The organism is Leifsonia sp. Leaf264, from assembly GCF_001422325.1.
Classification (GTDB): Bacteria; Actinomycetota; Actinomycetes; order Actinomycetales; family Microbacteriaceae; genus Orlajensenia.
In genome coordinates this window covers 637,912-663,179 of sequence record NZ_LMMR01000005.1, presented here as the reverse complement: position 1 = coordinate 663,179, position 25,268 = coordinate 637,912, and the positions used below count along the sequence as shown (strand labels likewise).

26 protein-coding genes are annotated in these 25,268 nt (G+C 65.1%); 22 read left to right on the top strand and 4 right to left on the bottom strand.

Going from position 1 to position 25,268, the window contains the following annotated elements:
* Nucleotides 1-21: 21 nt before the first annotated feature.
* The 16 genes from nrdI to ASF30_RS12785 all read left to right on the top strand — a co-directional run bounded on the left by nrdI (nt 22) and on the right by ASF30_RS12785 (nt 13,906).
* Nucleotides 22-426, top strand: coding sequence for a class Ib ribonucleoside-diphosphate reductase assembly flavoprotein NrdI (gene nrdI / locus ASF30_RS12855; protein WP_055907165.1), 405 nt, complete (start codon nt 22-24; stop codon nt 424-426).
* Nucleotides 408-2,555 carry a class 1b ribonucleoside-diphosphate reductase subunit alpha gene (gene nrdE / locus ASF30_RS12850; RefSeq protein ID WP_442914959.1) on the top strand — a complete coding sequence of 716 codons (2,148 nt, stop codon included), beginning with the start codon at nt 408-410 and terminating at the stop codon, nt 2,553-2,555. Before nrdI ends, nrdE begins: the two co-directional genes overlap by 19 nt.
* Nucleotides 2,556-2,696: 141 nt before the next feature.
* On the top strand, nt 2,697-4,961 hold the full coding sequence (locus ASF30_RS12845) for a hypothetical protein (RefSeq protein ID WP_055907162.1): 2,265 nt from the start codon (nt 2,697-2,699) through the stop codon (nt 4,959-4,961).
* A 96-nt stretch (nt 4,962-5,057) separates the two neighbouring features.
* Entirely contained in the window at nt 5,058-5,306 is a 249-nt protein-coding gene (locus tag ASF30_RS22785; RefSeq protein WP_157497363.1) for a hypothetical protein, read from the top strand.
* Between the two features lie 150 nt (nt 5,307-5,456).
* Nucleotides 5,457-6,641, top strand: a complete 1,185-nt coding sequence (locus ASF30_RS12840) for a hypothetical protein (protein ID WP_157497361.1) — start codon at nt 5,457-5,459, stop codon at nt 6,639-6,641.
* Nucleotides 6,642-6,673: 32 nt separating this feature from the next.
* A complete protein-coding gene (locus ASF30_RS12835) occupies nt 6,674-7,069 on the top strand; it encodes a hypothetical protein (RefSeq protein ID WP_055907156.1) in 396 nt (131 codons plus the stop codon).
* 87 nt (nt 7,070-7,156) lie between these two features.
* On the top strand, nt 7,157-7,747 hold the full coding sequence (locus ASF30_RS12830; RefSeq protein WP_055907153.1) for a hypothetical protein: 591 nt from the start codon (nt 7,157-7,159) through the stop codon (nt 7,745-7,747).
* Nucleotides 7,748-7,801: 54 nt separating this feature from the next.
* Entirely contained in the window at nt 7,802-8,383 is a 582-nt protein-coding gene (locus tag ASF30_RS12825; protein ID WP_055907150.1) for a hypothetical protein, read from the top strand.
* Nucleotides 8,384-8,482: 99 nt separating this feature from the next.
* On the top strand, nt 8,483-8,971 hold the full coding sequence (locus tag ASF30_RS12820; protein ID WP_055907148.1) for a hypothetical protein: 489 nt from the start codon (nt 8,483-8,485) through the stop codon (nt 8,969-8,971).
* Between the two features lie 90 nt (nt 8,972-9,061).
* On the top strand, nt 9,062-9,541 hold the full coding sequence (locus ASF30_RS12815; RefSeq protein ID WP_055907145.1) for a hypothetical protein: 480 nt from the start codon (nt 9,062-9,064) through the stop codon (nt 9,539-9,541).
* A gap of 11 nt (nt 9,542-9,552) precedes the next feature.
* Nucleotides 9,553-10,515, top strand: a complete 963-nt coding sequence (gene nrdF, locus ASF30_RS12810) for a class 1b ribonucleoside-diphosphate reductase subunit beta (RefSeq protein ID WP_055907142.1) — start codon at nt 9,553-9,555, stop codon at nt 10,513-10,515.
* Nucleotides 10,516-10,713: 198 nt separating this feature from the next.
* A complete protein-coding gene (locus ASF30_RS23355; RefSeq protein WP_235480326.1) occupies nt 10,714-11,379 on the top strand; it encodes a lytic transglycosylase domain-containing protein in 666 nt (221 codons plus the stop codon).
* Between the two features lie 2 nt (nt 11,380-11,381).
* Nucleotides 11,382-11,810 carry a hypothetical protein gene (locus tag ASF30_RS12800; RefSeq protein ID WP_055907136.1) on the top strand — a complete coding sequence of 143 codons (429 nt, stop codon included), beginning with the start codon at nt 11,382-11,384 and terminating at the stop codon, nt 11,808-11,810.
* A gap of 22 nt (nt 11,811-11,832) precedes the next feature.
* Nucleotides 11,833-13,170, top strand: coding sequence for a hypothetical protein (locus ASF30_RS12795; RefSeq protein ID WP_157497359.1), 1,338 nt, complete (start codon nt 11,833-11,835; stop codon nt 13,168-13,170).
* A 59-nt stretch (nt 13,171-13,229) separates the two neighbouring features.
* Complete coding sequence (locus tag ASF30_RS12790; protein ID WP_055907130.1) at nt 13,230-13,472, top strand: hypothetical protein; 243 nt, start codon at nt 13,230-13,232, stop codon at nt 13,470-13,472.
* Between the two features lie 20 nt (nt 13,473-13,492).
* Nucleotides 13,493-13,906, top strand: coding sequence for a hypothetical protein (locus ASF30_RS12785; RefSeq protein WP_055907128.1), 414 nt, complete (start codon nt 13,493-13,495; stop codon nt 13,904-13,906).
* Nucleotides 13,907-14,164: 258 nt separating this feature from the next.
* On the opposite strand, the gene ASF30_RS12780 is transcribed toward ASF30_RS12785, so the two are convergent.
* Genes ASF30_RS12780 through ASF30_RS12765 form a run of 4 tightly spaced genes read right to left on the bottom strand, consistent with a single transcriptional unit; the run spans nt 14,165 to nt 18,697 of the window.
* Nucleotides 14,165-15,046: a hypothetical protein gene (locus ASF30_RS12780; RefSeq protein ID WP_055907126.1), complete on the bottom strand. Its 882-nt coding sequence runs from the start codon at nt 15,044-15,046 to the stop codon at nt 14,165-14,167.
* Complete coding sequence (locus tag ASF30_RS12775) at nt 15,043-15,486, bottom strand: hypothetical protein (RefSeq protein WP_055907124.1); 444 nt, start codon at nt 15,484-15,486, stop codon at nt 15,043-15,045. The genes ASF30_RS12780 and ASF30_RS12775 overlap by 4 nt, the downstream gene beginning before the upstream one ends.
* Nucleotides 15,483-16,493: a hypothetical protein gene (locus tag ASF30_RS12770; RefSeq protein WP_055907122.1), complete on the bottom strand. Its 1,011-nt coding sequence runs from the start codon at nt 16,491-16,493 to the stop codon at nt 15,483-15,485. Before ASF30_RS12770 ends, ASF30_RS12775 begins: the two co-directional genes overlap by 4 nt.
* Nucleotides 16,490-18,697, bottom strand: coding sequence for a ParA family protein (locus ASF30_RS12765; RefSeq protein ID WP_055907119.1), 2,208 nt, complete (start codon nt 18,695-18,697; stop codon nt 16,490-16,492). Before ASF30_RS12765 ends, ASF30_RS12770 begins: the two co-directional genes overlap by 4 nt.
* 671 nt (nt 18,698-19,368) lie before the next feature.
* On the opposite strand from ASF30_RS12765, the gene ASF30_RS12760 reads away from it, so the two are divergent.
* The 6 genes from ASF30_RS12760 to ASF30_RS22780 all read left to right on the top strand — a co-directional run bounded on the left by ASF30_RS12760 (nt 19,369) and on the right by ASF30_RS22780 (nt 25,251).
* A complete protein-coding gene (locus tag ASF30_RS12760; RefSeq protein ID WP_055907116.1) occupies nt 19,369-22,446 on the top strand; it encodes a hypothetical protein in 3,078 nt (1,025 codons plus the stop codon).
* On the top strand, nt 22,446-22,970 hold the full coding sequence (locus ASF30_RS12755) for a hypothetical protein (RefSeq protein WP_055907114.1): 525 nt from the start codon (nt 22,446-22,448) through the stop codon (nt 22,968-22,970). Before ASF30_RS12760 ends, ASF30_RS12755 begins: the two co-directional genes overlap by 1 nt.
* 43 nt (nt 22,971-23,013) lie before the next feature.
* Nucleotides 23,014-23,637: a LemA family protein gene (locus ASF30_RS12750; protein ID WP_055907112.1), complete on the top strand. Its 624-nt coding sequence runs from the start codon at nt 23,014-23,016 to the stop codon at nt 23,635-23,637.
* An 88-nt stretch (nt 23,638-23,725) separates the two neighbouring features.
* Nucleotides 23,726-24,361 (top strand): hypothetical protein, encoded by a 636-nt coding sequence (locus ASF30_RS12745; protein ID WP_157497357.1) that lies wholly within the window; start codon nt 23,726-23,728, stop codon nt 24,359-24,361.
* A 40-nt stretch (nt 24,362-24,401) separates the two neighbouring features.
* Complete coding sequence (locus ASF30_RS12740) at nt 24,402-24,995, top strand: YgjV family protein (RefSeq protein ID WP_055907106.1); 594 nt, start codon at nt 24,402-24,404, stop codon at nt 24,993-24,995.
* Nucleotides 24,996-25,092: 97 nt separating this feature from the next.
* Nucleotides 25,093-25,251 (top strand): hypothetical protein, encoded by a 159-nt coding sequence (locus ASF30_RS22780; protein ID WP_157497355.1) that lies wholly within the window; start codon nt 25,093-25,095, stop codon nt 25,249-25,251.
* Nucleotides 25,252-25,268 lie beyond the last annotated feature (17 nt).

The following is a 25,268-nucleotide window of genomic DNA, read 5'->3' as shown; positions in this document are numbered from 1 at the left end:
CCCCAGAACCTCAGCCCCCGCATGAGCACCATCTCCTACTTCTCCAGCGTCTCCGGAAATACCCACCGGTTCGTCGAATCCCTCGACCTGCCCGCCACCCGTCTCCCGGTCATGACGAAGGACGACACCGTCGTCATGGAGTCGCCACATGTCTTGATCCTCCCGACGTATGGCGGAGGGAACGACGGAGGAGCCGTCCCGAAGCAGGTCATCAAGTTCCTCAACCACCCCGACAACCGGGCCCTCCTCCGCGGAGTGATCGGCGCCGGCAACACAAACTTCGGCGAAGCGTACTGCCTGGCAGCCCGCATCGTCGCAGAGAAATGCAACGTCCCGTTGCTCTACACATTCGAAGTATTTGGAACCCCGGACGACCGACAGGCCGTCCTCGAAGGATTGGAAGCCTTTTGGAAACAACAGCCGTGATCGCTGCACCCGATCGCACACAGCTCGACTACCACTCGCTCAACGCGATGCTCAACCTCTACGACAACGATGGAAAGATCCAGTTCGACAAGGACCGCGAGGCTGCGCGGGAGTACTTCCTGCAGCACGTGAACCAGAACACGGTGTTCTTCCACTCTCTCGAGGAGCGCATCGAATACCTGCTGGAGAAGCAGTACTACGAGCCCGGCACGTTCGACACCTACGGTGTCCCGTTCGTGAAGGAGCTCACCAAGAAGGCGTACGACAAGAAGGCTCGTTTCGAGTCGTTCCTCGGCGCGTTCAAGTACTACACCAGCTACACGCTGAAGACGTTCGACGGCAAGCGCTACCTGGAGCGTTTCGAGGACCGTGTCGTCATGACCGCCCTCTTCCTCGCCCAGGGTGACAAGAAGCAGGCGGAGTACCTCATGGAGGAGATCCTCTCCGGCCGCTTCCAGCCCGCCACCCCGACGTTCCTGAACGCCGGCAAGGCGCAGCGCGGCGAGCTCGTCTCCTGCTTCCTGCTCCGCATCGAGGACAACATGGAGTCCATCAGCCGCGGCATCAACAGCGCCCTGCAGCTCTCCAAGCGCGGCGGCGGCGTCGCCCTGCTCCTCTCCAACGTCCGTGAGTCCGGCGCTCCGATCAAGCAGATCGAGAACCAGTCGTCCGGCATCATCCCCATCATGAAGCTGCTGGAGGACTCGTTCTCCTACGCGAACCAGCTCGGCGCACGTCAGGGTGCCGGCGCCGTGTACCTGTCGGCTCACCACCCGGACATCATGCGGTTCCTCGACACGAAGCGAGAGAACGCTGACGAGAAGATCCGCATCAAGACGCTGTCCCTCGGCGTCGTCGTCCCCGACATCACGTTCGAGCTCGCGAAGAAGAACGAGGACATGTACCTTTTCTCGCCCTACGACGTCGAGAAGGTGTACGGCAAGCCGTTCGCCGACGTGCCGGTCACCGAGAACTACTACGACATGGTCAACGACGGCCGCATCAAGAAATCGAAGATCAACGCCCGCGAGTTCTTCCAGACCATCGCAGAGCTGCAGTTCGAGTCCGGCTACCCGTACATCGTGTTCGAGGACACCGTGAACGCTGCGAACCCGATCAAGGGCCGCATCAACATGTCGAACCTCTGCTCGGAGATCCTCCAGGTCAACACCCCGTCCAGCTACAACGAGGACCTCTCCTACTCGGAGGTCGGCCGCGACATCAGCTGCAACCTCGGCTCCATGAACATCGCCCTCGCGATGGACGGCGGCAACCTCGCCAAGACGGTGGAGGTCGCCATCCGTGGCCTCTCCGCAGTCAGCGACCTGTCGGAGATCAACTCGGTCCCCTCGATCGTCAACGGCAACAACAAGTCCCACGCGATCGGCCTCGGCCAGATGAACCTCCACGGCTACCTCGCCCGCGAGCACGTCTACTACGGCTCCGAGGAAGGCATCGACTTCACCAACATGTACTTCTACACGGTCCTGTTCCACGCGCTCTCCGCGTCGAACAAGATCGCGAAGGAGAAGGGCGAGACGTTCTTCGGCTTCGAGGACTCGAAGTACGCATCCGGTGAGTTCTTCACCAAGTACACCGAGCAGGAGTGGAAGCCGGCCACGAAGAAGGTCGTCAAGCTCTTCAAGGACGCCGGCATCGACATCCCCACGCAGGACGACTGGGTGGCGCTGGCGAAGAAGGTCAAGAAGACCGGCCTCTACAACGCCTACCTGCAGGCGGTCCCGCCGACCGGCTCGATCTCCTACATCAACAACTCGACCGCGTCGATCCACCCGATCGCCGCGAAGATCGAGATCCGCAAGGAAGGCAAGCTCGGCCGCGTGTACTTCCCGGCGCCGTTCATGACGAACGAGAACCTGGACTACTACCAGGACTCGTACGAGATCGGCTACGAGAAGATCATCGACACGTACGCCGCCGCGACACAGCACGTCGACCAGGGCCTCTCGCTGACCCTGTTCTTCCCCGACACCGCCACCACCCGCGACCTCAACAAGGCGTACATCCGCGCCTGGCAGTCCGGGATCAAGACGATCTACTACGTCCGGATCCGTCAGATGGCCCTCGAAGGGACAGAAATCGACGGATGCGTCTCCTGCGCCCTGTGACCTAGGGCGTGACAAGGATCGCCCCGGTTGGCTTCGGCTGACCGGGGCGTTTCCGTCCCCACAAGGGACAAAAGGGTTTTCGCCACATGTCCGTCCGATATGCACCCATCTAGCACACAGCCACGCAGCAGGAACTGGAAGGTGGGGGTCGCAACGACCGCCGTCGCAGCCGTCCTTGCATGCACAGTCACACCAGCATTCGCCGCGACACCGCAGCCGTCCCATGCCAGCCTCGTGATCCACTCCGAGACCAGCGACCAGCACACAGAAGTGCGCCTCGTTGCCGCAGCCGCCCTCACCCCCACTGTCTCCGGCAGCCACACCGTCGGCTCCACGCTCACCGCCAAGCCCAGCAAGTGGACCCCGGCCGGCTACGTCTCCACGTACCAGTGGTACCGGGACGGCAAGGCGATCTCGAAGGCGACGAAGACCACCTACAAGCAGACCACCGCCGACATCGGACACCAGCTCCAGGTGCGCGTCATTGCGAAGAAGGGCAAAGCCTCCAAGTCGTGGACGTCCCCCAAGGTGAAGACCTACGGCGTGATCGCCGGCACCACCGTCCCCAGCCTCACCGGCACCCTCCAGGTCGGCAAGACCCTGACAGCCAAGGCACCCGCCAAGCTCGCCCCCACTCCCGCGTTCACGTACCAGTGGACCCGGAACGGCGTAGCCATCCCCGGAGCCACCAAGACCACCTACGTCCTCTCCGCCGCCGACTACAACGCTGTCGTGAACGTCAAGGTCACCGCCGCCAAGGCGAACTACGTCTCCCGTGCATGGTCGACCACCAACAAGTCGAAGGCAGCAGCAGGAGCGGCCGTCACAGGCAAGCCCACCTGGGCCGGAAACCGGATCATCGGCTCCACCCTCACCATCACCCCCGGAGTGTTCACCCCGGCAGCCACCAGCGTCGCCTACCAGTGGTACCGAGACGGGAAGGCCATCGCCGGCGCCACCAAGGCCACGTACACGGAGACCGAAACCGACATCGGGACCGTCACCACCGCCAAGGTCACCGTCGCGAGGACCGGGCACGCAACCGCGGTGTTCGCTCTGACGTCGACCGCGAAGACCACGGGCCTGTCCGTGTTCGCCACCCCCGAGATCGGGATCACCGGCGAGCACCGCGTCGGTGAGCTCCTCACGGCATCGGTCAGCCCCATCGCCGGAACCCCGACGATCAGCTACCAGTGGACACGAGACGGCCTGCCGGTCGCTGAAGCCACCACGTCCCGCTACACCCTCGAAGCCGCCGACCGTGGCCACGTGATCAAGGTCACCGTCACAGCCGCCAAGGCCGGATACGTCACGAAGTCCTGGGTGTCAGGCGGATCGGTCGACACCCTCGCCGGTATCTTCACCGGCGGTGAGACCCCCAACGTCAACGGTGTCCGTGCCGTCGGCGAGGACCTGTACGTCGCACTGCCCGAAGCGATCCAGCCGTCACCGGACGAACTGAACGTCGCCTGGTTCCGAGACGGCGAGCCGATCCTCACCGAAGACGAGACGCCCTACAACGACAGCAGCTACTTCCAGACCGAAGCCGACATCGACCACGTCATCACCGCCACCGTGACAGCAGTCCGCGACGGGTACGAAACCCAGACCTGGGCGTCCGAAGGCGGCGACCCGACCGTGGCCGCTGAGCCCGGCGAAGGTGAAGGCGAAGGCGAGGGCGAGGGTGAAGGCGAAGGCGACCCCGGCGACGAGCTGCTGTACTTCGTCGGCGACGAGCAGACCACACCGGCCGGCGAGCGGATCATGGGCGCTGAGCTCACCGCAGTCATCGGAATCGACTGGGCAGTCGAAGGGGCAACCCTGACCTACCAGTGGTACCGCAGCTACGAGACGCTGATCCCCGGCGCCGACGCCGCTACCTACACGCAGACGATCGACGACGTCGGATACCCGGTGTTTGTGGTCGTCACAGCGAACAAGGACGGATACCAGCAGCGCTCCTGGTACTCCGACACCGAAGGCACCACCCAGTTCGACGGCAGCCTCGAGGCGTCCAGCTTCCACGGAACCGAGCAGGCAGGCGAGGTCCTCAGCATCTGGGAGGACCCGGAGGCGAACCCCGAAGGCCAGACCTACCGGTGGTTCCGCGACGGTGAGCTCATCGACTGGCAGGACGGTCCGAACTACGTCCTCGACGAGGACGACATCGGCCACGTCATCACCGCCCTCGTGAACAGCCACCTCGAAGTCAACCGGTACTTCGCCACCACCGGACAGATCATCGCGGCTGACCCCGTCGAAGAGCCCGGCGAGGAGCCCGGCGACAACCCGGGCGAAAACCCCGGCGACGAGCCCGGAGACGAGCCCACCGAACCCGGCGACAACCCGGGCGATGGCCCGACCAACCCGGAGGAGCCCACCAACCCGGAGACCCCGGCAGAGTAGAACCCCTCCACACGAACCGCCCCGGCAGCCTCAACCGCCGGGGCGGTTCTGCGTCCGCCACATGCCTCACCCCAGAAGCCGACCTGGAGACGCCCGATGAGCACACCTGAAACACCGACACCGCACCCATGCGCCGTCCCGCCACTGGACAGCAACCCCGTCGGCGCACTGTGGCAGTGCCCCACCTGCAACCAGACATGGGGTGTGTTCACCGGCCGGAATCTCGACCAGGACCGGCGGTACAAGCACTGGCTCGGCACCACCCCCGACGGGGAGAAGATCGGCAACTGGTTCAACGGGAAGATCATCTACCCGGCACACCCGGAACGCGTCTGGGCTGACTGAACGGCAACCTGAGACGCGCCGCACAGATCCACCCCCACCGGCAGACACCCCAGTGCAAGAATGTGGGGCATGGGGTTCGTCAAGACGGCGGACGATGTCCGCGAACTAGCGGAACATCTTCAGCATCCAGGACGAGATCGGGTCACCGTGGTGATCACGCAATCCCTGCGCGCCCACGGGCCGTTCTTCGACCCCGGAGCCATCGTCGACGGATGCGGCACAGACGTTGATGTATGCGTCCTCCCGGCCGGCCAACCGAACTACCTGTTCACCGACCACATGCCCGACAACGGCAAGGTGTGGGGCGGAGCTGTGCGGGTCTACCCGGCAGGACTCGCGTGGAAGTTCAACCGCTCCGAAGCGAAACTGTTCCTCGCCCATGACGCCGACGAAGCCGGCCAGAAATACCAACAGCTGGTCTGGTCAGTCCTCGCCGCAGCCCGACGTGACGACATCCTCGACCTGCAGGACGCCGCCGCCAGGCTCCCCAGACACAACTCGCTCCTGTTCCACGCACCGCTGAAAACCCCGGCCGACGCCATGACCGCGATGCAGCGGATAGCCACCGCCAAACCGAAAGCGCCGCCGGCACCCGCACCAACCCCGGCACCCGACCCGGAACCTGCAAAACCGGTCGTCGAGAGCACCGACGAGATCTTCGCCACGCTCCGCTCCAAGCTGTCCAAAGCGGAACGGGACCTCAGGGTGATGACCACCGACCGGGACAGCTGGCGACTGAAAACCATCGGGCTCACCAACGAACTGAACCGCTCATCCCAACGGTCCGAAGAAGCCAGAGAAGCCCTGATCCTCGCCGCCCAACTCCAGACGAAAGTCTCAGAGCTCAGCGAGAGGCTGAGGACAACCGCGACGCGAGCACGACGCATCGACCGGCAGGACGCCGGCGAGGCCGTCACGACGTGGCGGCCGGACGCATTCCAAGATGCTGGAGAGGCTGTGCGGCATGCGATTCTGGGCGCCTGGGTGGACCGGGTGCCGTCATCGGAGAAGACGGAAGCCCCACTGCCGGAGTACCGGATCGGCCCGATGTTCGCCGACAGTGTCGACGAGCTGGACCCGCAGCTGAGATCGAAAGCGCTTCGCTGCGTCGTAGATGTCCTGATCGGTCGGGTGCAAGCTCACCGGAAGCTGCACCCGCTTCGCCGAGGGGAAGGCGGAGCGAACGCACCATGGTCCCGTGAGGACGGTGCCGTGTGCTTCCGGGTGAGCGTGGAGACGAACGTCGCCGCTGCCCGCCGGCTGCATTTCTGGCGACTCCCTGACGGCACAGTGGAGTTGTCGCGGGTCGTCGTTCACGACGATCCGAACCCGTGAACCACTGACTCTCCGCCACATGCCTTTGGGGTGTGGACATCACAGAAGCACACGCCCAGGTCGACGGTGGCCTTCGTGAACTTGTCACCCGCTTCGAGGCGGAGCAGGCGGAAGCTGAAGCGCTAGCTCCCTCAGCCGGCATGCGATGGACGGCGGTCGGGAAGATGGTCATCAATGAGCGTCACCAGCTGGTCGCCCGTGCGGAAACCGAGGCGGCAGCGGCCATTATCGCGAGGAACGCACCGGGCAACATCATCGACGCGACCAGCTCCAAGCAGCGAATCTCGGCCTGGTTCCTGCGCAATCTCGGGGAAGGTCGCATCGCGGACGTTCAGACGAACGCACATGTCGCTGCGGAGCTCATCGCCGAGTACAGGGGAGAGGCTGCAGGTTTCGGCTTCCTTGCAGCGGCAGCCCACCTGCACTGACGGAACAGCGAGAACCGAGTGTTATTCGCCACATGCCTGAGGTGTGACAGGTTTCACCGCCTGCCCACAACGAAAGGCACCGAGCCCATGACACGTCACTACGGATTCACCCCCAAAGGTGAAGCTGAGCCACGTTTCGCGAACCAGTTCATCCGTGTGGAGGAGACCCCTGTCGTCCGTCCGGACGGCGAGGATGGCTTCTTCACCACGGTGACTCCGGGGACCGGCAACGGTGTCGTCGTCATCCCGCGCACCTTCATCCGAGGCCTGCCCTACTTCGCGTTGGTCAGCCAGCACCGGCCGCCCATCGGAGGTCAGTCTCTGGAGTTCCCGCGTGGAGCTACGAAGGATCTGGACAGCGTGAGCGCCGCCCGCGAGGTCGTCGAGGAGGTCGGCTGCGAGGTGAACGGTGAGCCGCTGCGGATCGGCACGATCCACCCCGACACCGGGCTGCTCACCACTACCGTCGCCACCTACCTTGCCGCCTGCACGACCACCGAGGACGCAGTCTTCCTCGACCAGGACTCGTACCGCGAGGAGTCCTCCGGCGCCATCCACCACTGGGTGAACGGCGGAACCCTGCAGGGGCTCATCTCTCGCGGGCAGATCACCTGCGGGTTCACGATCGCCGCCTGGGCGCAGCTTGTCGCCACCGGCCGGAACATCAGCGCGCTCTGATTCGCCACATGTCTGACAGCTGAACCAATCCCGGACCAGTGAGGAGGGAACACCATGAGCTTCGGCGTCACAGAGCCTGGCTTCACCCCCACCGGACCGAGCGAGACCCGTTTTCAGAACGACAAGATGCGTGTCGACGAGACCCCGGTCATCCGACCTGACGGGCGTCCCGGCACCGTCACGATCGTCCGTCCCGGCACTGGTCTCGGCGTCGTCGCGATCCCTCGAGCCACAGCGAAAGGCGTCTCCTACTACGGGCTGGTGAAGCAGCACCGTCCCGCGTCGAACTCGTTCACTCTGGAGTTCCCCCGCGGCTGGGCGACCGCCCTGACCGTCGAGGAAGCTCAGCGCGAGTTGGAAGAGGAGGTCGGCTGCGAAGTGCTTCCCGACCCGGTCCGGCTCGGCGGCTTCTACCCGGAGCCCGGCCTGATGGACACCGCGGTCGTGGTGTACCTGTTCGACACGAAGCCTCAGGAGAACATGCTGTTCCAAGAGGAGAAGTCCGGCGCCAAGCAGCTGTGGGTGAACGACGGCACACTCACCAGCCTCGTCACCAGCGGTGTCATCACCTGCGGCATCACCCTCGCAGCCTGGGCCCAACTGGTCGCTTCAGGACAGATGTCACCGAAGCCCTGACCCCCTGAACCCCTCGGGCCGCGCTACTCGGTGTCGGCGCGGCCCGAGGCTCCACCCTTGCTGGAAGCAGCCGGCTACTCCCGTCGCGCATAGAACTGTATGACTGCATTCCCTCGCACCATCGCCGGACGTCTCGCTGAAGCCGGCGCCACCGACGCTCCCGAGTACATCCGCGACCTTCTGGCTGCCGCAGCGACAGGCCTCGACTACATCGACACTGACCGCGCAACGGCACTCGCCCTCACCAACACCGTCGCGGAGGCCGCCGGTAATCACGTCAGCATCCGTGACATCTACCCGCAGATCTGGGCGCTCGAGACCCACTCCGGAAAGGTTGCCGAGGTTGCGGCGGAGAACGCCGCCGCGTACCTGAGCGACTGGGACGGCGGAGCATCCACCGTCGCCGATGTCGGGCTCGGACTGCTCTCCGCCTACGTCACCCGCCAGACCGTCGACGACTTCGCCGCCGTCGACTCCGACCTCGTCATCCGCCTGGTCCCCGGGTTCGCCGACGATCCGACCGCCTGGTACATCGACCTGGCCGCCGTCCTCGCGGGGACACGCCGCTCCGTCGTGGACGCCGCGTAGCCACACACCTACAAGGTCCAGGTCAGCAGACACCAGGCGAGCTTTGCCACATGTCTTTCAGACCCCGACCTCCCGCCACAGAAAGCCTCCATGACTCACATCACCACCACCGCCACCCGCTCGGAGGTCTTCGAGCTGAGCGACAATCACGTCGTCCTTCTCACCCTTCTCGGTGACGCCGGCCGCGCGTACGCCACGCGCGTCCCCGTGAGCACCGACCCGGCGTACAAGAACGACGACACGGTCAGCACGTTCCTCATCCAGGCGGGCAAGCTGAAGGAGCTGCGCCACCAGCTCGACGACCTCGGATTCGACTGGGACGAGGCGCACCCGACGATCCACGCCAAGGACTTCGGCCCTATGAGCGCTGCCACCTTCGGCGCCGCCATGGTCGACGCCCGCTCCCAGGCCGCCGCCTTCCTCGCCGACGGGGTCACCTTCGGCGAGCCCAGGGTCGGTGCGGAGCACCTGGACGTCAGCCGCGTCCGTGTCCACAAGAACCGCAAGCCCGCCACCGTCCAGATCACGGTCGCGGTGACCGTCGCCTTCCGCATCAACCTGACCAACTAAGGAACCCACCTATGACTGACAACAAGCTCGTCCAGGCCATCAACTGGAACAAGATCCAGGATGACAAGGACGTCGAGGTGTGGAACCGCCTCGTCAACAACTTCTGGCTGCCCGAGAAGGTGCCGCTGTCCAACGACGTCCAGTCGTGGGCGACCCTCACGCCGGAGGAGCAGCAGCTCACCATGCGCGTATTCACCGGCCTGACGCTGCTGGACACCATCCAGGGCACCGTCGGCGCGATCAGCCTGATCCCGGACGCCATCACCCCGCACGAGGAGGCTGTGTACACGAACATCGCGTTCATGGAGTCGGTGCACGCCAAGAGCTACTCCTCGATCTTCTCCACGCTCTGCTCGACGAAGGAGATCGATGAGGCGTTCCGCTGGTCGACCGAGAACGTCGCCCTGCAGAAGAAGGCTGAGATCGTCACCCGCTACTACCGCGGCGACGACCCCCTGAAGCGCAAGGTCGCCTCCACGCTGCTGGAGTCGTTCCTGTTCTACTCCGGCTTCTACCTGCCGATCTACTGGTCGTCCAAGGCGAAGCTCACGAACACCGCCGACCTGGTCCGCCTCATCATCCGCGACGAGGCTGTGCACGGGTACTACATCGGCTACAAGTTCCAGAAGGGCCTGGAGGGCCTGTCCGAGGAGCGGAAGCAGGAGATCAAGGACTACACCTACGACCTGCTGTTCGAGCTCTACGAGAACGAGATCCACTACACCCAGGACCTCTACGACCCGGTCGGCCTGACCGAGGACGTGAAGAAGTTCCTGCACTACAACGCCAACAAGGCGTTGATGAACCTCGGCTACGAGCCGATGTTCCCGAAGGACGTCACCGACGTGAACCCGGCCATCCTCAGCGCCCTGTCGCCGAACGCCGACGAGAACCACGACTTCTTCAGCGGCAGCGGATCCAGCTACGTCATCGGTAAGGCCGAGGCCACTGAGGACGACGACTGGGACTTCTGACCCCCATTTGGGGGACAGCGATTGGGACTTCAGATTCCTATTGCGAACAATTCTCAATAGCATCGCCCACCAAAGCTGACCGACCCAAATCGTTGGCCACCAAGGGTGCCCCGCTTAGGCGGGGCACCCGCCTTCCGCCACATGCCCACACAACAGACAGAACACGCCGAGGCGTCCCCGCGACCGGAAGCAGACTTCATGCCCTCAACCTCACGGCACCGCGCCGTCACCACAAGCCGCCGCCCGGCACCCGCAGTGAACCCCAGAAAAGCTGGCGCGCTGGCAGCAGTCGCCCTATTCGGCGCCACCATCGCCCTCGCCCCCATGGCGTTCGCTGCGCCCTCGCAGCCGACCACCGTCGCGACCGTCGACCACGGACCACTGCAGACGATCACCGTCCCGACCGGCGCCGCGCCGACCGAGGTGGTGCGCGACAACTACACCGTCGTCGCCTACGTCCCACCGCCACCGCCGCCACCTGCGCCCAAGCCCGAGCCGGTACCATCGCCCGAGCCGGATCCGGTCGCCATCTACGCGGCCCCGCCGGTGTTCGCCCCCGACCCGGGCAGTGCGCAGGCGATCGCCCACGACATGATGGCTCCCCGCGGCTGGGGCGAGGACCAGTTCGGATGCCTTGTCGCCCTCTGGGACCGGGAGTCCGGTTGGAACGCCGCCGCGAGCAACAGCTCGTCAGGCGCGTACGGGATCCCGCAGTCGCTGCCTGGCAGCAAGATGGCCTCCGCCGGCGCCGACTGGGAGACTAACCCGGCCACCCAGATCATCTGGGGGCTCGGCTACATCCAGGAGCGCTACGGAGACCCTTGCGGTGCATGGGCTCACTCTGAGTCCTCCGGCTGGTACTGAGCATGAGGGCCAGTCTGACCGGATTCGTCGGCGACATCGTCGGAGACGAGCACCGACTCACGGAGCGAACCCCGGTCCTCTCGATCGGCGGCCGGGAGTTCGTGGCGGCAGGACTCAACTGGACACGCGCCAGCCTTCAGCCGCTCCACCCCTCCGATGAGGAGTTCGTCTGGCGACTGGACGGCCGAGCCCCGATCGCTGCAGGCGAGACCGTCTGGCTTGCGGGACCGGTGTTCGGTTGGGCGCTGCACGAGCTCGGAGACGACGCCCTCCGGCATTGGGCGACAGGGCCCCGAGGGTTCACCTACCTCTCCGGCAGTCGCAAGGCGTTCGCAGCTCTCACATCACAGACCCTGGCCGCACTGAGCGGCAAGGAGAGCCTCAAGGCAGAGCTCCTGCGGATGGGCCTGCACCAGACCCTCGGCCGGTAGCCAAGCCACACACCTACTCTGCATGGAATACCAGATGCAGAACGGCGCCACACTGATGCGCCGAGGAGACCTCGGATGGGGCGGTAACGCCGGACGGTTCGCCGTCTACTTCAACACCCCGGGATTCCTCACCGACAAGATCTCCGCCGACGACATCAAGGCCAACTACGTCGCCGTCGACAACATCAACGACTACCTCTGGGACGGTGCTCTCCTGCCGGCAGACAAGGTCGCCGAGCGACTGCTTGCCGAGCACCCGCTCGCCGTATCGAACCTGTCCGCGTCGATGCTCAACTCCGGCGACCACAACCTGGTCATCGCCGCTATCGCAGCACAGACCGGCCACCGCTTCGACGACCAGGACAGCTACCACGACGAAGACTTCCCGAAGCCGATGTCGTGGGACGAGCCTGAAGCGCCCGCCCCGGTGGACGAGCCCGTCCGGAACCCGCTCACCGACCTCCCCAAGACCAAGGCGTTCGCCGCACTGAAGGAGGCCGGCACCGTCATCCTCACCTCCCACGTCGGCTTCACCAACGGAGAGCCGACAGCCATCACCCGGAACCGGATGATCGGAATCCCTCGAGCCGTGACCGACAGCCGAACCGAAGGAGCAGTCGCGATCGACGGCTCCTGGGTGTCCCTGGCCGGCAAGCACAAGAAGACGTACACCGATGAAGCGACCGGCGAGATCGTCATCCAGGAACTCGACGACGACGGCAACCCCGCCACGGAGATGCGCTACATGGTCAGCGCCTCGAAGATCGGGCCGGCCGTCTATGACCCCGCCGGGTCGCGAGAGTCGAAGCTCCGCGCCATCCACCAGGCTGGCACCGGAGCGCTCTGGACCATCGCGAACGCTGAACTCCGCGCCGGCCACCCCGTCAACCAGGAGCTCGCGGCCGCGATCGGACACTCCCGAGAGGCTAACGCAGCCACACTGGAGCTCGCGGCGACCCACGGCGGCTACCAGGCGAAGATGAATGTCGTCGGGAACAAGAACGCCGAGCCGCGGACCGTCGTCGCCATCGTCGACACCATCCAGGCGCAGTTCGCCGAGAACGACAAGAAGTTGGAGAAGGCGGCAGCCGAGTTCCTCGAACAGTACGCCGACGGTGCAGACAAGGCGACGTTGACAGGGCTGCACCAGAAGGTCCGCGGTGCATATGGCGAGATCCACCAGGGAAACGTGGTCGCCGGCGAAGGCGCCCAGAGGATCGCGTACAGGACCCGGGTCATGGACAACGGGATGAGCGTCGGCAAACGCCTCATTGACACCCACCTGGACCATGTCGCTCGAATCAACTCATACATCGCATCCTCCGTCATCGAGGTCGACGAGCTCATGAAGGCGATGTGACTGGCGCTGCCTCGCCACATGTCTAACCCCTACATCAGCACAACACCGGGGGAGTCCAAATGAGCGTGAACACGTACGAGGTGCAGACGAAGATCGTCACCCGCACCACGATCGATAGCGGCGATCCTGAGGACTTCGCGGTGGTGGTCGCGATCGACGACAACGGCGACGGTGTCGTCCAGCTCGTCGATAACGGCGACGAAGGTCAGTACGTGGCGATCTTCCCGCACCAGCTGGACACTGTCATCGCCCTGCTGGAGAAGGCCCGCGAGATCAGAGAGCGACTGAACCCGGGCTCGTAGCAGCCGCACACCTAGGTGGTATGAGCAACCTCACCATCGACCCAGCCAAGGCCCACCTCCGCGACCAGCACCGCAACCCGTTCACGAAGCAGTTCGAGCCGATCCCTGAGCACCTGCGCTCCGACGCTCCTGAGTTCTCCCTTGCTGTCACCGACGGCTATGAGGGCTTCGGCCACAACGAGCAGCGCGCTGCGATCAGCTCCTCGGACACGTACCTGGAGGCGAAGCAGCTGTTCCAGTCGTGGAACCCGCAGGCGGACGACGCGGAGTTCGGGGAGTGGCTGTTCGAGACGTACGCCTCCGAGGAGGAGTACGCGAAGGAGCAGGGCAACCCGCACTCGGCCCTGAATGAGGAGTTCGGCGACGTCGAGCCCTACGTGGAGGTGCTGGAGAACTCCAAGGGCGTCGCGGTCTTCTACCCCGCCGAGGCGTAATCCCGATCGGGGGGGTGTAATGCGCAGGCCGGCTTGACCCGCCTCGTCGTTACACCCCTGCGCGCCCCCTTTCCGGGGCTGATTTGACTTACCCTCGCTGTGGGGGTGTAAGTTATGTACTCGTGCCCGCAACGAAGCGGTTACACCACGAGCTTCACCCCTTTCGGGGGCGATTTGTTTTCCCGGCTTCTGTCGGGCATGATGAATCCCGCCCCCAGTTAGTGGGTGACGGGACCCGGTCAGTGATGACCGGAATGATCAGAGAAAGGGAGAGTCGATGCCGAAGTCGTCGATGCACACACGCTGTGCCACTTCCTTCACCTCGATCATCAGCGCAGCAACAGACGCCACCCTCGGGGACACGAGATCACGAATCTCCACCTCCGTACGGATCACCGGCGGCTCGGAAACAGCGTTCCCGATCCACAGCTGAGCGATCTCGCCCAGCTCCGAAGACTCGTCGAAACACTCATCGATGATCCTCTCGATCAACGACGGAGCTTCGACAGAGGACAGCTCGGCCTCGTCGTGAACGACGGGCTCCCAGATCGAATCGCCGTACTCGGCGACCATGCCGTCAAGCGATGAAGACGTGGCAACACGCACATCCTGAAGGCTGACCAGGGCACCCTGCTTCTCCGGGTTCTTCCGGGTCTCGTGCATGACCCGGTTCACCTCCGCAACGACCTCTTCGTCCGACGGCTCACGGCCCATCGAAATGGTCATCTCGCCGCGGGTCTTGTTGATCTTCGACGTGCGGCGCAACGCACCGTTCACGTTGCTGAATCCGGACCGCTCCGACGTGTGGAAAAACGCGAACGCAGTGCGCTGAGCGATTTTCTGAAAGTAGGAGTAATAGTTGACAATCGCCGGATCGGCCGGGTCAGTCAGCTCCTTCATGATCGCCTGCCACACTTTCAGCGAGATGGTGCTGCGCACATCCTCGGCGAACAGCAGGTCGCGGTCACCGTGCGCGCGGCACGCCTGGTTCGACCACCCCCAAATGTGACCGTTGAAATCACGCAGCACACGGTGGACCCCGCGTTCCAGCGGAGACGAGCCGATCTGGCGGTGTCCCCCATCCAGACCGCGCAGGGATTCGATGCGCTCAGCGAAATAGGTCGCGACGTCGATGCTCACAGGTGTTCTCCTCGGTTTGCGGAGGACTGATGTCCCCCAACGGCGTTTACGAGCCGAGAAGAATAGGGGAAGCCGGGCCACGGTTCTGACCGCAGAGAGGTCGTCACGTCCTGCCACGCCATCGCTCGGCGGCCGCCGGCGCGGGAGTCCAGGAGCCAGCCGACCGTCATCTTTCGGACCGGGATCTTGACCCCGAGGACCGTCTGGACGCGCGCCAAGATGTGCGCCGCCTTCTGGTCTCCGATGCCCTTCGTGGCGAGCAGAACCTGACGCAACGGGATGCGCAGCAGGGGTCGCCCGCCGAGTGTTCCGGCACGCTGGAAGAGGTCCGCCTGGGAGTTGAACCCGTCCGCCAGAGACACGAGCCACTCGGCTCGTTCGTGGTCCGCAGCGACCCGTGCGGTCTTCGCGTCAGCGAGCGAAGTCACCGGCGCGCTCATGCGTCGGACTCCGTCTCGGGAGTCTCATCCGGCTCGACCGCGTCGAGTTCGGACTGGGCCCAGTCGCGGAGTTCGTCGTCGGGAGCGAGTGCTCCGGCCATCACCTCGAGCTGGTGGCCGGCCGTCAGGGCAGCCATCGCCCGTTTTGCGCCGAGGTGCTCCTTCGGGTACTGTTCGTTGTACGCCGCGACAACCGCTTCGATTGTCGTGGCCCCACTCATGCGGTGAACCCGTCGGATCTTTGGTCCGATGTGCGGGTCGCCGATGACGCGCTTGACTTCTCCGAGCGCTCGGGCTTTCAAGTTGAGAGTGAAGAACCGAGCCGGGTCGTAGTCGTTGAACGCGTTCGGGTCGAGAGCCTTGTCAACCATCCGGGAGACAATCGAGCTGTCCTTCTTCGATTCACGCTCACCGAAGAGCATCTCCGCGAGGAGTGCGTCGATGGCGTTCTCGTCGAGGACTCCCGGGATTGAGCGGCCAGAGAGCTCTGAGAACTCCTGCGCCAGGATCCTGGAAGCCTCGGTGATCTTCGAGCGGGTGTACTCCTCGAAGGAGTTCAGCACCTCCCACTTCGCGGACTGCCCGTCGGTGACGAGCTTCGTCAGCTTCCGGTTCAGGTCGCGGGACGAGAACGTGCCGATCACCGCACCGTCGAGCTGTCCGGGGATCAACTCCGACTGACCGAGCTCGGTCAGCGTGATGGTGCCGCTCTTGCGGTGGCCCATGTTGGTGATGCGCCACTCGACCTCGACGGACTCGCCGGGGGTGACCATTACCAGCGGCGGGACGTTCCACTCGATACGGGCAGGAAGGACGAGGTCTTCGTTCTTCTTCGCCTTCATGCCGACGTTGATCGCCGGAGGAAGCTCCGTCCAGGTCGGGAGGCGGACGATGAAGTTCACGCCTTCCCGGACGCCGGGGTCTGTCTGCTCAGCGGTCTTGCCGATGAGGATGCGGTCGATGCCCTCGATGAGGGTGCGCAGCTGCGGGAATCCACGGGATCTCATCGCTTGCCACCTCCGAACAGGCCGCGCTTCTTGGGTTTCTGCGCGGATTCGTCGAAGACGGAGTTGCCTGTCACCTGGAACAGGACGTTGTCGAGCAGCGGCCTGACGGCGGGGTCGTCGGAGATGATCTGCCCGCGGTCCAGCTGGTCCTTGAGGTAGGAGGACACGGTGGTGGTGCCGGCGAACCGGGCGTAGCGTCCGAACTTGCGCTCGACACCGTTTGCGTCGTCCGGGGTGAAGCCTTGGACGCGGGTGACGGTCAGCAGCTGCCGGTCGCGCGCCAGCCCCCGCTTCTGGTACATCTCGAGTGCTGCGAGGAGGTTGTCGACGGACTCCTTGCCGAACTCGGTGATCGCGACACCCCAGGCGTCCTCGATCATCATCGGAACCATGACCTTGTCGATGAGTCCGGAGTTGTCCGTTGCTTCGACGTTCTGGGTGTCGACGATGACGAGATCCGCGGTGCGGCGGGCGTGATCGATGATCTTCTTGTAAGCGGTGTACGGAGTGGCGTCTGCGCTGGCTACCGCACGGGGCGGTGCGAGCACCACGCCGAACTGCACCGGGGCGAGTGTGTTCGCGCGATGGCGCTGCATGTCGTTCGGGAGGACGACCGCGGCTGACGGGTCGCCGGTCTGGGCTGCGTCGAACGCGGATGGAATCGGAGCGTCGTCGCTGATGCGAAGCATGGTGCGAACACCGCCCTGGCCGCGGTTCATGTCGACGAGGACGACCTTCATCCCACACTCGGAAGCGCGGTGGGCGAACTGCAGGCTGAGGCTGGTCTTGTTGACGCCGCCCTTGTACGCCCAGTCGAAGATGATCGGTGAAACCGGGCCGCCGGCGTGGTTCACTACCGCTGCTTCGAAGATCTCCGGCTCGACCGGGTTCGTGTAGATAGGGGCTGCTGGCACCGGAACCTGGAAGGCCGGTGCTGCGGGTGCGGCCGGCTGCACGGGAGTGCTCGCCCAGTCCGGCTCGGCTGCTGCAGCCCAGGCGGGTGCCTGCTGCTCGATCGGTGACGTGAAGGACGGAACGGCGACCGGTGCGGGAGCCTGGAACGTCGGTGCGGGCGCTGCCGGCTCGGGAACCCAGGGGGCAGGAGCAGCCTCAGGCGTCGCAGCCCATGCGGGTGCGGCCGGCTGAGCGGCGGCCGGTGCTTCGAACTGCGCAGCCCATGCCGGGGTGGCGGGAGCCGCGGGTGCTTCGGGGAAGGATGCCGCTGTCTCTGCGGGCTGTGCCCAACCGTCGAAGGTCTGGTCCGGCTCCTGGGAGCGTCGTCCGTGGGCGAGCGGCTCGAATGGAGCCGGCGCCTGCGGTGCAGGAACCTCTTCGGGGAAGGATGCCGTGGCTGCCGGCCATCCGGCCGGTGAGTTGGCAGACCAGTCGGGCTGGACGGCCGGCTGGGCAGGTGCGACCGGCGCTGCGGGGGCGGCGGGAGCTGTCGGGACACCCCATGCCGGTGCTGGCGCTGCTGCCTGGTCGGCTACGGCCCATGCCGGCTGAACAGGTGCTGCCTGCGGTGCGTCGGGGAAGATGGTCTGAGCGGGACGGTCGAACATGGACGGATCGACCTCCGGCTGGTGGAACGCCTCGTCGGCCACGGGTCGGTTGTCCCAGGGGGCGCGTTCTGCGGCGGCCGGAGTTCCGGGGAAGCCGGGGGCGGACGGCGCCGTTCCGGGGAACGCAGGTGCTGCGGCCGGGAATTGCGGCGCGGCTTCGGGGAGGGGCGCTGCTGTCGTGGCCGCGGGGAATGCGGGTGCGGGGGAGGGAGCAGCGTTGGACGGGCGGACGGAACCGTCGACCCCGACCAACCAGGTGAGCTTCTCGTCCTGAGGGACGGGGAAGTTGATGGAGCCGAGGATCTCGCCGACGGTGGCGGGGAGGTTCAGCTCGCGGGTGCCCTCCGCGATGATGTAGTGGGAGCGGGGGTCGCCGTCGCGGAGGATCAGTACCGGGGAGGTGGCTGAGAGCTTCTGCGTCCACGCCTTGATGCCGGGCTTGCGGCCGTCGGCGATGACGACGGGGAAGCGGCTGCCGTTGGCGTCTCCGCGTGCGTTGGCGGAGTCGATCTCTGCCTTGACTGCGGCTGCGGCGTTCTGGAAGTTGGGTCCGGATACGATCCGGTAGCCGAGCTGGCGGAGGAGCTCGCTGAGCTCGGGCAGCTCGATGATGCCGAGTGTCGGCGGGGTGAAGTTGTCCATAGGGGTTCTATGCGCGAGCCGGAGTGCCGGCTGTCATTTACGCGTCCGCGTAGGACATGTGGCGGAGGCGGAGCAGTGCAGGGTGCTGCGCAAATTGGCGCGCGTCCGCACATGGAGGTAGTGATCACGCGCGCGTCGCGCGCCTGTGCGCGTAGGTGTGGAGCGGTGAGGATCGCTCGCATTACACCTGAAATGCGGAATCACCCCCGACTTGGGGGCAGGGTGCACGTATTAAGTAGGAACGCGCGCGCCCGCGCGTGCGCGCGCGAATATCACCCGAACGAGGGTGCTGTCAACTTCGGCGACGGCACAAACCGGTCCGTAACCGACCAGAATCACCCAGATCACCAGCTGTAACCAACCCCGTGGTACCTGTATAAAGGCAGATCAGAAGGGCAAAAACAGCCTTGATACCCGAATTACCCACCGGAACAGCATGCATAAGTATTAGGGGCCATAGATATATAGCTGGAGAGAGCCAGCGGATATATTGCTTTTCCCTTAAGGGGTATTTGTTAACTTGGTAACTGGGTAATCAGTAGTAGTAGTAAGGGTTCTTCCCAGCAGCCATAAGGGGAGAACCTGTAACCCGGCGGTGGTGACGCTGGGTGATTTCGGTATCAGAGGTCGAAAGTGGACAGCCGGCACTCCGGCTCGCGCATAGAGACCCCATGACCAATTCATCCACTCCGCGCACCCCCTGGATCTCCGCCGACTACGCCCCGTCCGGCATCAAGTTCACTGGCGCCCAGAAACTCGCCGACTCCGGCGTCGCTCCGCTCGTGGCAGCAGCCCGCGGATACGAGACCCTCGAGTCCGAGCAGGTGAAGGACTTCGCCAAGCAGCACCGCCTCGGCAACGCCAACTCCAAGCAGTACAACCAGGTCGCCACCGTCACCCAGTACGCCGACGCACTCGTCCTGCTGTGGTACTCCGCCGACCAGGTCGCCGAAGCCCACCGCCGCTCCCAGCCGCCCATCTTCACCAGCATGCAGCTGCGCCCGGGCAGCCCGCGACGTAACCCCGCCACCGGCAAGCTGATGAAGTACGAGAACCTGAAGGACCAGCCGTCCGTCATCGACGTCAACCCCGGCACCCCGCTGGAGTGGTACTCGTCCTCACCGAAGCTCCTCATCACCGAGGGCGTCATCAAGGGCGACGCCGCCCTCACCGCCCAGCTCCGCGCCAACGGCATCCCCGAGGAGGAGCTCCAGAACAACGGGCTCACCCGTGTCGAGGCGATCGACAAGCTCGGAAAGCTGATGATGAGCATCCCCGAGGAGAAGCGCGTCACCATCCTGTCCTTCGTCGGAGTCGCGAACTGGAAGAACAACGAAGTCTGGATCAGCATGCCGCTCCGCGGCCGCCAGCTCCTGCTCGCGTTCGACGGTGACATCGCCACCAACTACAACGTCTGGAAGCAGGCGAACGACCTGTGGGGCTACACCCAGGGCAAGGGCGCCATCGTCAACCTCGTCGACCTCGACATCGTCGACTTCGACGACAAGGTCGCCAACCTCATCGACGAGGAGAACGCCAAGTCCACCGGAGCGAACACCCCCGTCAAGGCGGAGAAGGTCGGCATCGACGACTTCCTCGTCCGCCACGGCGACTGGGACGACATCCTCGCCCGCCTCACCATGCAGCTGCCCCCGCAGCCGGCCATCAAGCGCGACGACGAGCCCGTCGGAACATGGCGCGTCGCCGAGGACGGGAACTCCGTCGCAGCGTACGTCGAGAAGGAAGACCCGTTCGGCAACAAGATCGCCCAGTGGGTCACCCAGGGAAACATCGGCGGCTACATCGCCGCGTTGGAAACCCACCGCGCCCCCACCGAGCGTGAGGTCGAGACTGCAGTCTTCGGTGAAGGCGTCCAGGAGCAGGACGTCCCGTCCTCCTCGATCGTCCGTATCCACCTGCAGTGGCTGAACGAAGACGGCGACGAGATGACCGCCGACGTCACCGGCCCCTCCACCATCCTCGCCGACCCGCCGTCGGAGTGGCACAAGCGGAAGGCTGACATCCCCAACAGCCTGCTCATCCACCCTGAGTGGCCCTACACCGGCCAGACCGGAAGCAGCTGGCTGAAGGCGATCAAGGCGAACCGCGACACCCCTCTCCGCGAGCACGTCTCCTGGTCCGCCATGGGCTACGTCCCCGTGGAAGGCTCCAAGGTCTGCGCGTTCATCTCCGGCAAGACCGTCATCGCCGCCAGCGAATCCGACCGCCTGAAGACGATCCCCGGAGTCAACGAGGTCGTCCTCCCCGGATCCGCCAAGTTCAGCCTCCCCGTCGTCGACCCCGAGCCCGGAACCGATGAATGGAAGGAGCTGGTCCGAACAGACCTCAACACCCTCCGCGACCGCTTCATCACCAAGGGCGCATGGACGAACAAGCAGATCGCAGCAGCCGTCATCGCCGGCGGACTCCGCCCCACCGTCCCGGTGCCCAACACCACCGTCCTGTACGCCGTCGGCGCACCAGGTGGCGGCAAGTCCTGGACCGTGTCGATGATCCTGGCGTTCTGGCAGGCCCGCAAGACCTGGTCCAACAAGATGCTCCCCGGATCCATGAAGGACACCGGCACCTCCGTCGAGCAGGCCCTCGCCCAGACCAACATCTGGGTCATGGACGACCTCGCCCCCTCCGCAGACAAGCGCCAGTCCGAGATGGAGCAGTCCAAGCTCGGCGACATCGTCCGCTCCGTCCACAACAAGACCGCGAAGCGTCGATCCGGCACCGAGCTGAAGGCCCGAGAGGTCTTCGAGCCGAAGGCTCTCCTGATCGCGACCGCCGAGAACGAGCACACCGTCAACTCGGTCCGCGACCGCACCGTCATCCTGAACCTCGACAAGGACGCCCTCAACGAGCACGCAACCGACATGGTTGAGTTCCGCGACCACGACGCCACCCCGGGACGGATCACCGTCGAAGCCGTGCAGGCATACCAGACCCTCGCCGTCCACAACGGGTGGGCCAACACGCTGGAGCACATCGTTCGCGGTGCGGCGGCCCGGTACGAGGAGGTTGCCCGCAAGGTCATCACCGCCGTCACCTCCGACGGTCGGAAGATCGAAGGCAAGGCTCCCGACCGTCACATCGGCATGGCTGTCGACCTGATGCTCGGACTGCTCTCCATCGAGGTCCTCGCAGAGATGGTCGGCGACAAGGAGTGGCTGAAGCTCCTCGACCCGAAGAAGAAGGGCAACCTGCTGGAGCTCATCGCCCAGCTCGTCTCCGGATCGTTCCAGTCGCAGGCCGAGGTCACCCCGGGACGCTCGCTCATGGAGGCGATCCGTCTTCTGATCGCGTCCGGTCGCGCCCACATCCTCAACGCCAACGACCCCGGCATCCCGCCGTACCCGAACGGAACCCCGTTCATGAACAACCAGATGGGATGGCGTGCCGACAGCCAGGACAAGCTCCGCCCGCTCGGCACCTCCATCGGCTGGTTGGTCGGAGACGACATGGTGATGCTGAACGCCACCAACGCGTTCGAGATGGCACAGCGCGCCTACCCGCACCTGCTGCCGTCCGGAACGATGGCCAGCGTCTCCTTCAACAGCGTCTGGAACGAGGGCCTGTCCCACCCGCGCTACACCGACCGTGACGGCAACCGCGCCACGAAGGTGTTCCGCAACGGTGGCAAGAGCCAGCGCGGAGTTCCCATCCACGTCGACCTGCTCCTCAACGACGAGCTCCCCGAGCCCGAGGCGAAGCCCGTCGAGGTCGAGAGCGAGTTCGACTGATGGTGAACGCGAACAAGAACAAGGGCGACAAGGGGGAGCGTGACGCAGTCGAGTTCCTCGTCGCCCTCTGTCCAGACCTCGTCGTCCGCAACCCCCGCCGGATGCTCGGCGCCGGCCGGAAAGACGACGAGGGTGACCTCCGCGTCTTCCCCGACGCGGCCGTGCAGGTGAAGGTGTTCAAGCCGCAGTACCTGTCGAAGGCCATGTACGACGCTGCAGTCACCAGTGTCGACCAGGCGAAGAACGCCGAACAGCCTTACGCGCTCGGCATGGTGAAGATGCACAACGCCCGCGGACCGCACCAGAAGTGGCTCGCGTCCGTCGTCGAATGGCCGGAGGACCTCACAGCGCCGCCGGTCGAACACAAAGCGGCCACCGCCGCGGCCGAGTGGGCGAAGAAGCACCCAGCCCCGGACGCCGCTGTCGGGATCGTCACCCGGGCGGGTTCGCCGACGATCTATGTCGCTCCGCTCGGCACCTGGGTTGCGGCGTACCGCCGCGCCCGGCTTGCAACTGCAGCCTGACCACTCTGCGCGCGATGCGTGCCTTGAACATTTGGAGGCCCTGATGGGCGACGAGACAACCTCCCCGAAGAGCTACGCGAAGTGGTTCTGGATCGGCGGCGCCGCCCTGGTGGTGATGCTGTCCTCCGGTTCGGTGGTCGGCACGTACAACGGTGTGGTGTCCTCGCGTGAGACGGTGAACGCCACCCTGTCTGACTTGGATGCGCAGTACCAGCGCCGCGCGGACCTGATCCCGAACTTGGTCGCTGCGGTGAAGGAAGCGTCGGAGGTGGAGAAGACGACGTTGTCTGAGGTGGTTGCGGCGCGTTCGAAGGCGACCGGCGTCCACCTGGGCGAGAACCCGTCGGAGGCTGAGGTCGCCGCGTTCGAGAAGGCGCAAGCTGACTTGGGTGCCGGCATCGGGAAGCTGCTGGCGGTCGCTGAGGCGTACCCGCAGCTGAAGTCGCAGGATGGGTTCCTGAACCTGCAGTCGCAGCTGGAAGGTACCGAGAACCGGATCACGGTCGCCCGCGGTGACTACAACGACGCCGCCCGTGTGTTTAACACTCAGGTGTCTTCGTTCCCGACGGTGCTGGTCGCGAACCTGCTCGGCCAGGGTGAGAAGTTCGAGTACTTCCAGGCCGCAGCTGGCTCCGAGGACGCCGCTGAGGTGTCGTTCGACAAGTAGGACGTGACATGTGGAGGCCGGGCAGCTGCTGCCCGGCCTTTCGCATGCCCGCCACATGGCTTCCCTGCAGACCACGAAGGAGTCCGTCATGAAGATCACCGCCCGCCCTGTCGCTGCCCTGGTGGCCGCCGCTGTCATCGCATCGTCGCTGGCTGGCTGCGCGCTGCTCCCCACGGGAACCGCCCCGGCGTTCGAAGCGTCCGGCGCGACCGTCGACACTCCGGTCGGGAAGCTCCCCACGCTGGCAACTGTTGAGCCCGGCGATGACTGGAAGCCGTTGACGGTCGGTGAGCTCCGTTTCAAGGTGCCGGCATCCTGGGTGGATCTGCAGGCGGGGAACGGTGCTGACATCAGCGCCGACCTCGGCCACGAGTTCGTGCTGTTCGGCCCTGAGGACCGGAAGTCGCCGGCGACCATGTGGGTGTCAGCTTCGGACCGTGAATCCACCGTCGAGTTCGACTACCCGAAGGACGGACCGATCGGACCGGCTTCCCGTTTCACTGTTCCCGTCGACGGGGCGTACGCCGTGTACGGCCAGACGTCAGCTGTGGACACCACCGAAGATGACGCGGCAGGGTGGGCTCACCCGGACACGTTCCAGCTGACTGTCGTCACCGACGAGCACACCTACCGGATCTACGACGTCGCGGAACGCTCCGGCAAGTCCGTCGACACGTTCAAGGCGATCGCCGGGTCCATGGAGTTGGTGCCGACCGCCGGCTGACCGGTTCGCGAGTACACGCCACGCCACATGGCTGGCCGGTATGGACTTCTCGAACGTTTGGTGGTGGGTCGGTCAGGCTCTCGGTGTTGTTGCCGGCGGTCTGCTCTTGTACTCGTCGTGGACGATCTCCCGGAAACGGACTGTGGCTTCCAACGTCGCGGCCGCCGCGTTCTTCGCTGTGTCCGACGCGGTCCTGGGAGCCTGGGGTGCGGTGGCGGTATCGGTGGTGAACTTCGTCCGCGGCATCGTGGTGGAAAGGTGGCAGCTGAAGTCTGAGGCGGCGCGGTGGACGGTGACCGGGTTCTTCCTCGTCGCCATCTGGGTCGCCTACGTGTGGGCGAACGGCTGGCCGGACAACGGCTTCGAGTGGCTGCCCATCCTCGGCTGTGGGTTCGTCGTGGTGGGCCTGGGGTTGCGTGACGTACTGACGGTCAAATGGATGATCTTCGCCGGGTCCGTCGTCTGGATCATCTACAAGGCGTGGTTCGGGCTGTGGGGAGTTCTGCCCGGCGAGGTTGCGGCAACCATCCTTCTGATCCCGTCGATCGTGCGGATCACCAAGCGCCGACGGGCCGGGCTTCCAGATGCTGACGATGCAGCTCCGGCGACCGTGGAGAACACCCCGCCGTCGTAGCGGACGGACGCGCCTCGAGGCCGATGGTCTTCCGTCCTCGTGAGCGCGCCTGTCCACGAAATGGACAGCCGGCCATCCTGCCCGCGCATAGAACCCTATGAAGAACATCGCCCCCGCCCAGCACGCCGGCTCTGCCGAGCTCGACTTCCGCGAATCGGTCACAACTTTCCGCGGAATCGGGTTCGGCCTCTTGTTTGCCGCTCCGTTCTGGATCTTGGTCACCGCGGGGGCGGTGTTCGCTCTTGTCAACCACTGATCTTTCAGCACACGAGG

What these genes read in the sequence shown, in the direction of transcription:
- ASF30_RS12770 (WP_055907122.1), bottom strand. Translation starts at nt 16,493, where the DNA reads ATGAGATCCCGTGGATTCCCGCAGCTGCGCACCCTCATCGAGGGCATC.
- ASF30_RS12800 (WP_055907136.1), top strand. Translation starts at nt 11,382, where the DNA reads ATGAGGGCCAGTCTGACCGGATTCGTCGGCGACATCGTCGGAGACGAG.
- ASF30_RS12750 (WP_055907112.1), top strand. Translation starts at nt 23,014, where the DNA reads ATGGGCGACGAGACAACCTCCCCGAAGAGCTACGCGAAGTGGTTCTGG.
- ASF30_RS12765 (WP_055907119.1), bottom strand. Translation starts at nt 18,697, where the DNA reads ATGGACAACTTCACCCCGCCGACACTCGGCATCATCGAGCTGCCCGAG.
- nrdI (WP_055907165.1), top strand. Translation starts at nt 22, where the DNA reads ATGAGCACCATCTCCTACTTCTCCAGCGTCTCCGGAAATACCCACCGG.
- ASF30_RS22785 (WP_157497363.1), top strand. Translation starts at nt 5,058, where the DNA reads ATGAGCACACCTGAAACACCGACACCGCACCCATGCGCCGTCCCGCCA.
- ASF30_RS12795 (WP_157497359.1), top strand. Translation starts at nt 11,833, where the DNA reads ATGGAATACCAGATGCAGAACGGCGCCACACTGATGCGCCGAGGAGAC.
- ASF30_RS12755 (WP_055907114.1), top strand. Translation starts at nt 22,446, where the DNA reads ATGGTGAACGCGAACAAGAACAAGGGCGACAAGGGGGAGCGTGACGCA.
- ASF30_RS12820 (WP_055907148.1), top strand. Translation starts at nt 8,483, where the DNA reads ATGACTGCATTCCCTCGCACCATCGCCGGACGTCTCGCTGAAGCCGGC.
- ASF30_RS22780 (WP_157497355.1), top strand. Translation starts at nt 25,093, where the DNA reads ATGAAGAACATCGCCCCCGCCCAGCACGCCGGCTCTGCCGAGCTCGAC.
- ASF30_RS12785 (WP_055907128.1), top strand. Translation starts at nt 13,493, where the DNA reads ATGAGCAACCTCACCATCGACCCAGCCAAGGCCCACCTCCGCGACCAG.
- ASF30_RS12745 (WP_157497357.1), top strand. Translation starts at nt 23,726, where the DNA reads ATGAAGATCACCGCCCGCCCTGTCGCTGCCCTGGTGGCCGCCGCTGTC.
- ASF30_RS12825 (WP_055907150.1), top strand. Translation starts at nt 7,802, where the DNA reads ATGAGCTTCGGCGTCACAGAGCCTGGCTTCACCCCCACCGGACCGAGC.
- ASF30_RS12830 (WP_055907153.1), top strand. Translation starts at nt 7,157, where the DNA reads ATGACACGTCACTACGGATTCACCCCCAAAGGTGAAGCTGAGCCACGT.
- ASF30_RS12760 (WP_055907116.1), top strand. Translation starts at nt 19,369, where the DNA reads ATGACCAATTCATCCACTCCGCGCACCCCCTGGATCTCCGCCGACTAC.
- ASF30_RS23355 (WP_235480326.1), top strand. Translation starts at nt 10,714, where the DNA reads ATGCCCTCAACCTCACGGCACCGCGCCGTCACCACAAGCCGCCGCCCG.
- nrdF (WP_055907142.1), top strand. Translation starts at nt 9,553, where the DNA reads ATGACTGACAACAAGCTCGTCCAGGCCATCAACTGGAACAAGATCCAG.
- ASF30_RS12815 (WP_055907145.1), top strand. Translation starts at nt 9,062, where the DNA reads ATGACTCACATCACCACCACCGCCACCCGCTCGGAGGTCTTCGAGCTG.
- ASF30_RS12775 (WP_055907124.1), bottom strand. Translation starts at nt 15,486, where the DNA reads ATGAGCGCGCCGGTGACTTCGCTCGCTGACGCGAAGACCGCACGGGTC.
- ASF30_RS12790 (WP_055907130.1), top strand. Translation starts at nt 13,230, where the DNA reads ATGAGCGTGAACACGTACGAGGTGCAGACGAAGATCGTCACCCGCACC.
- ASF30_RS12740 (WP_055907106.1), top strand. Translation starts at nt 24,402, where the DNA reads ATGGACTTCTCGAACGTTTGGTGGTGGGTCGGTCAGGCTCTCGGTGTT.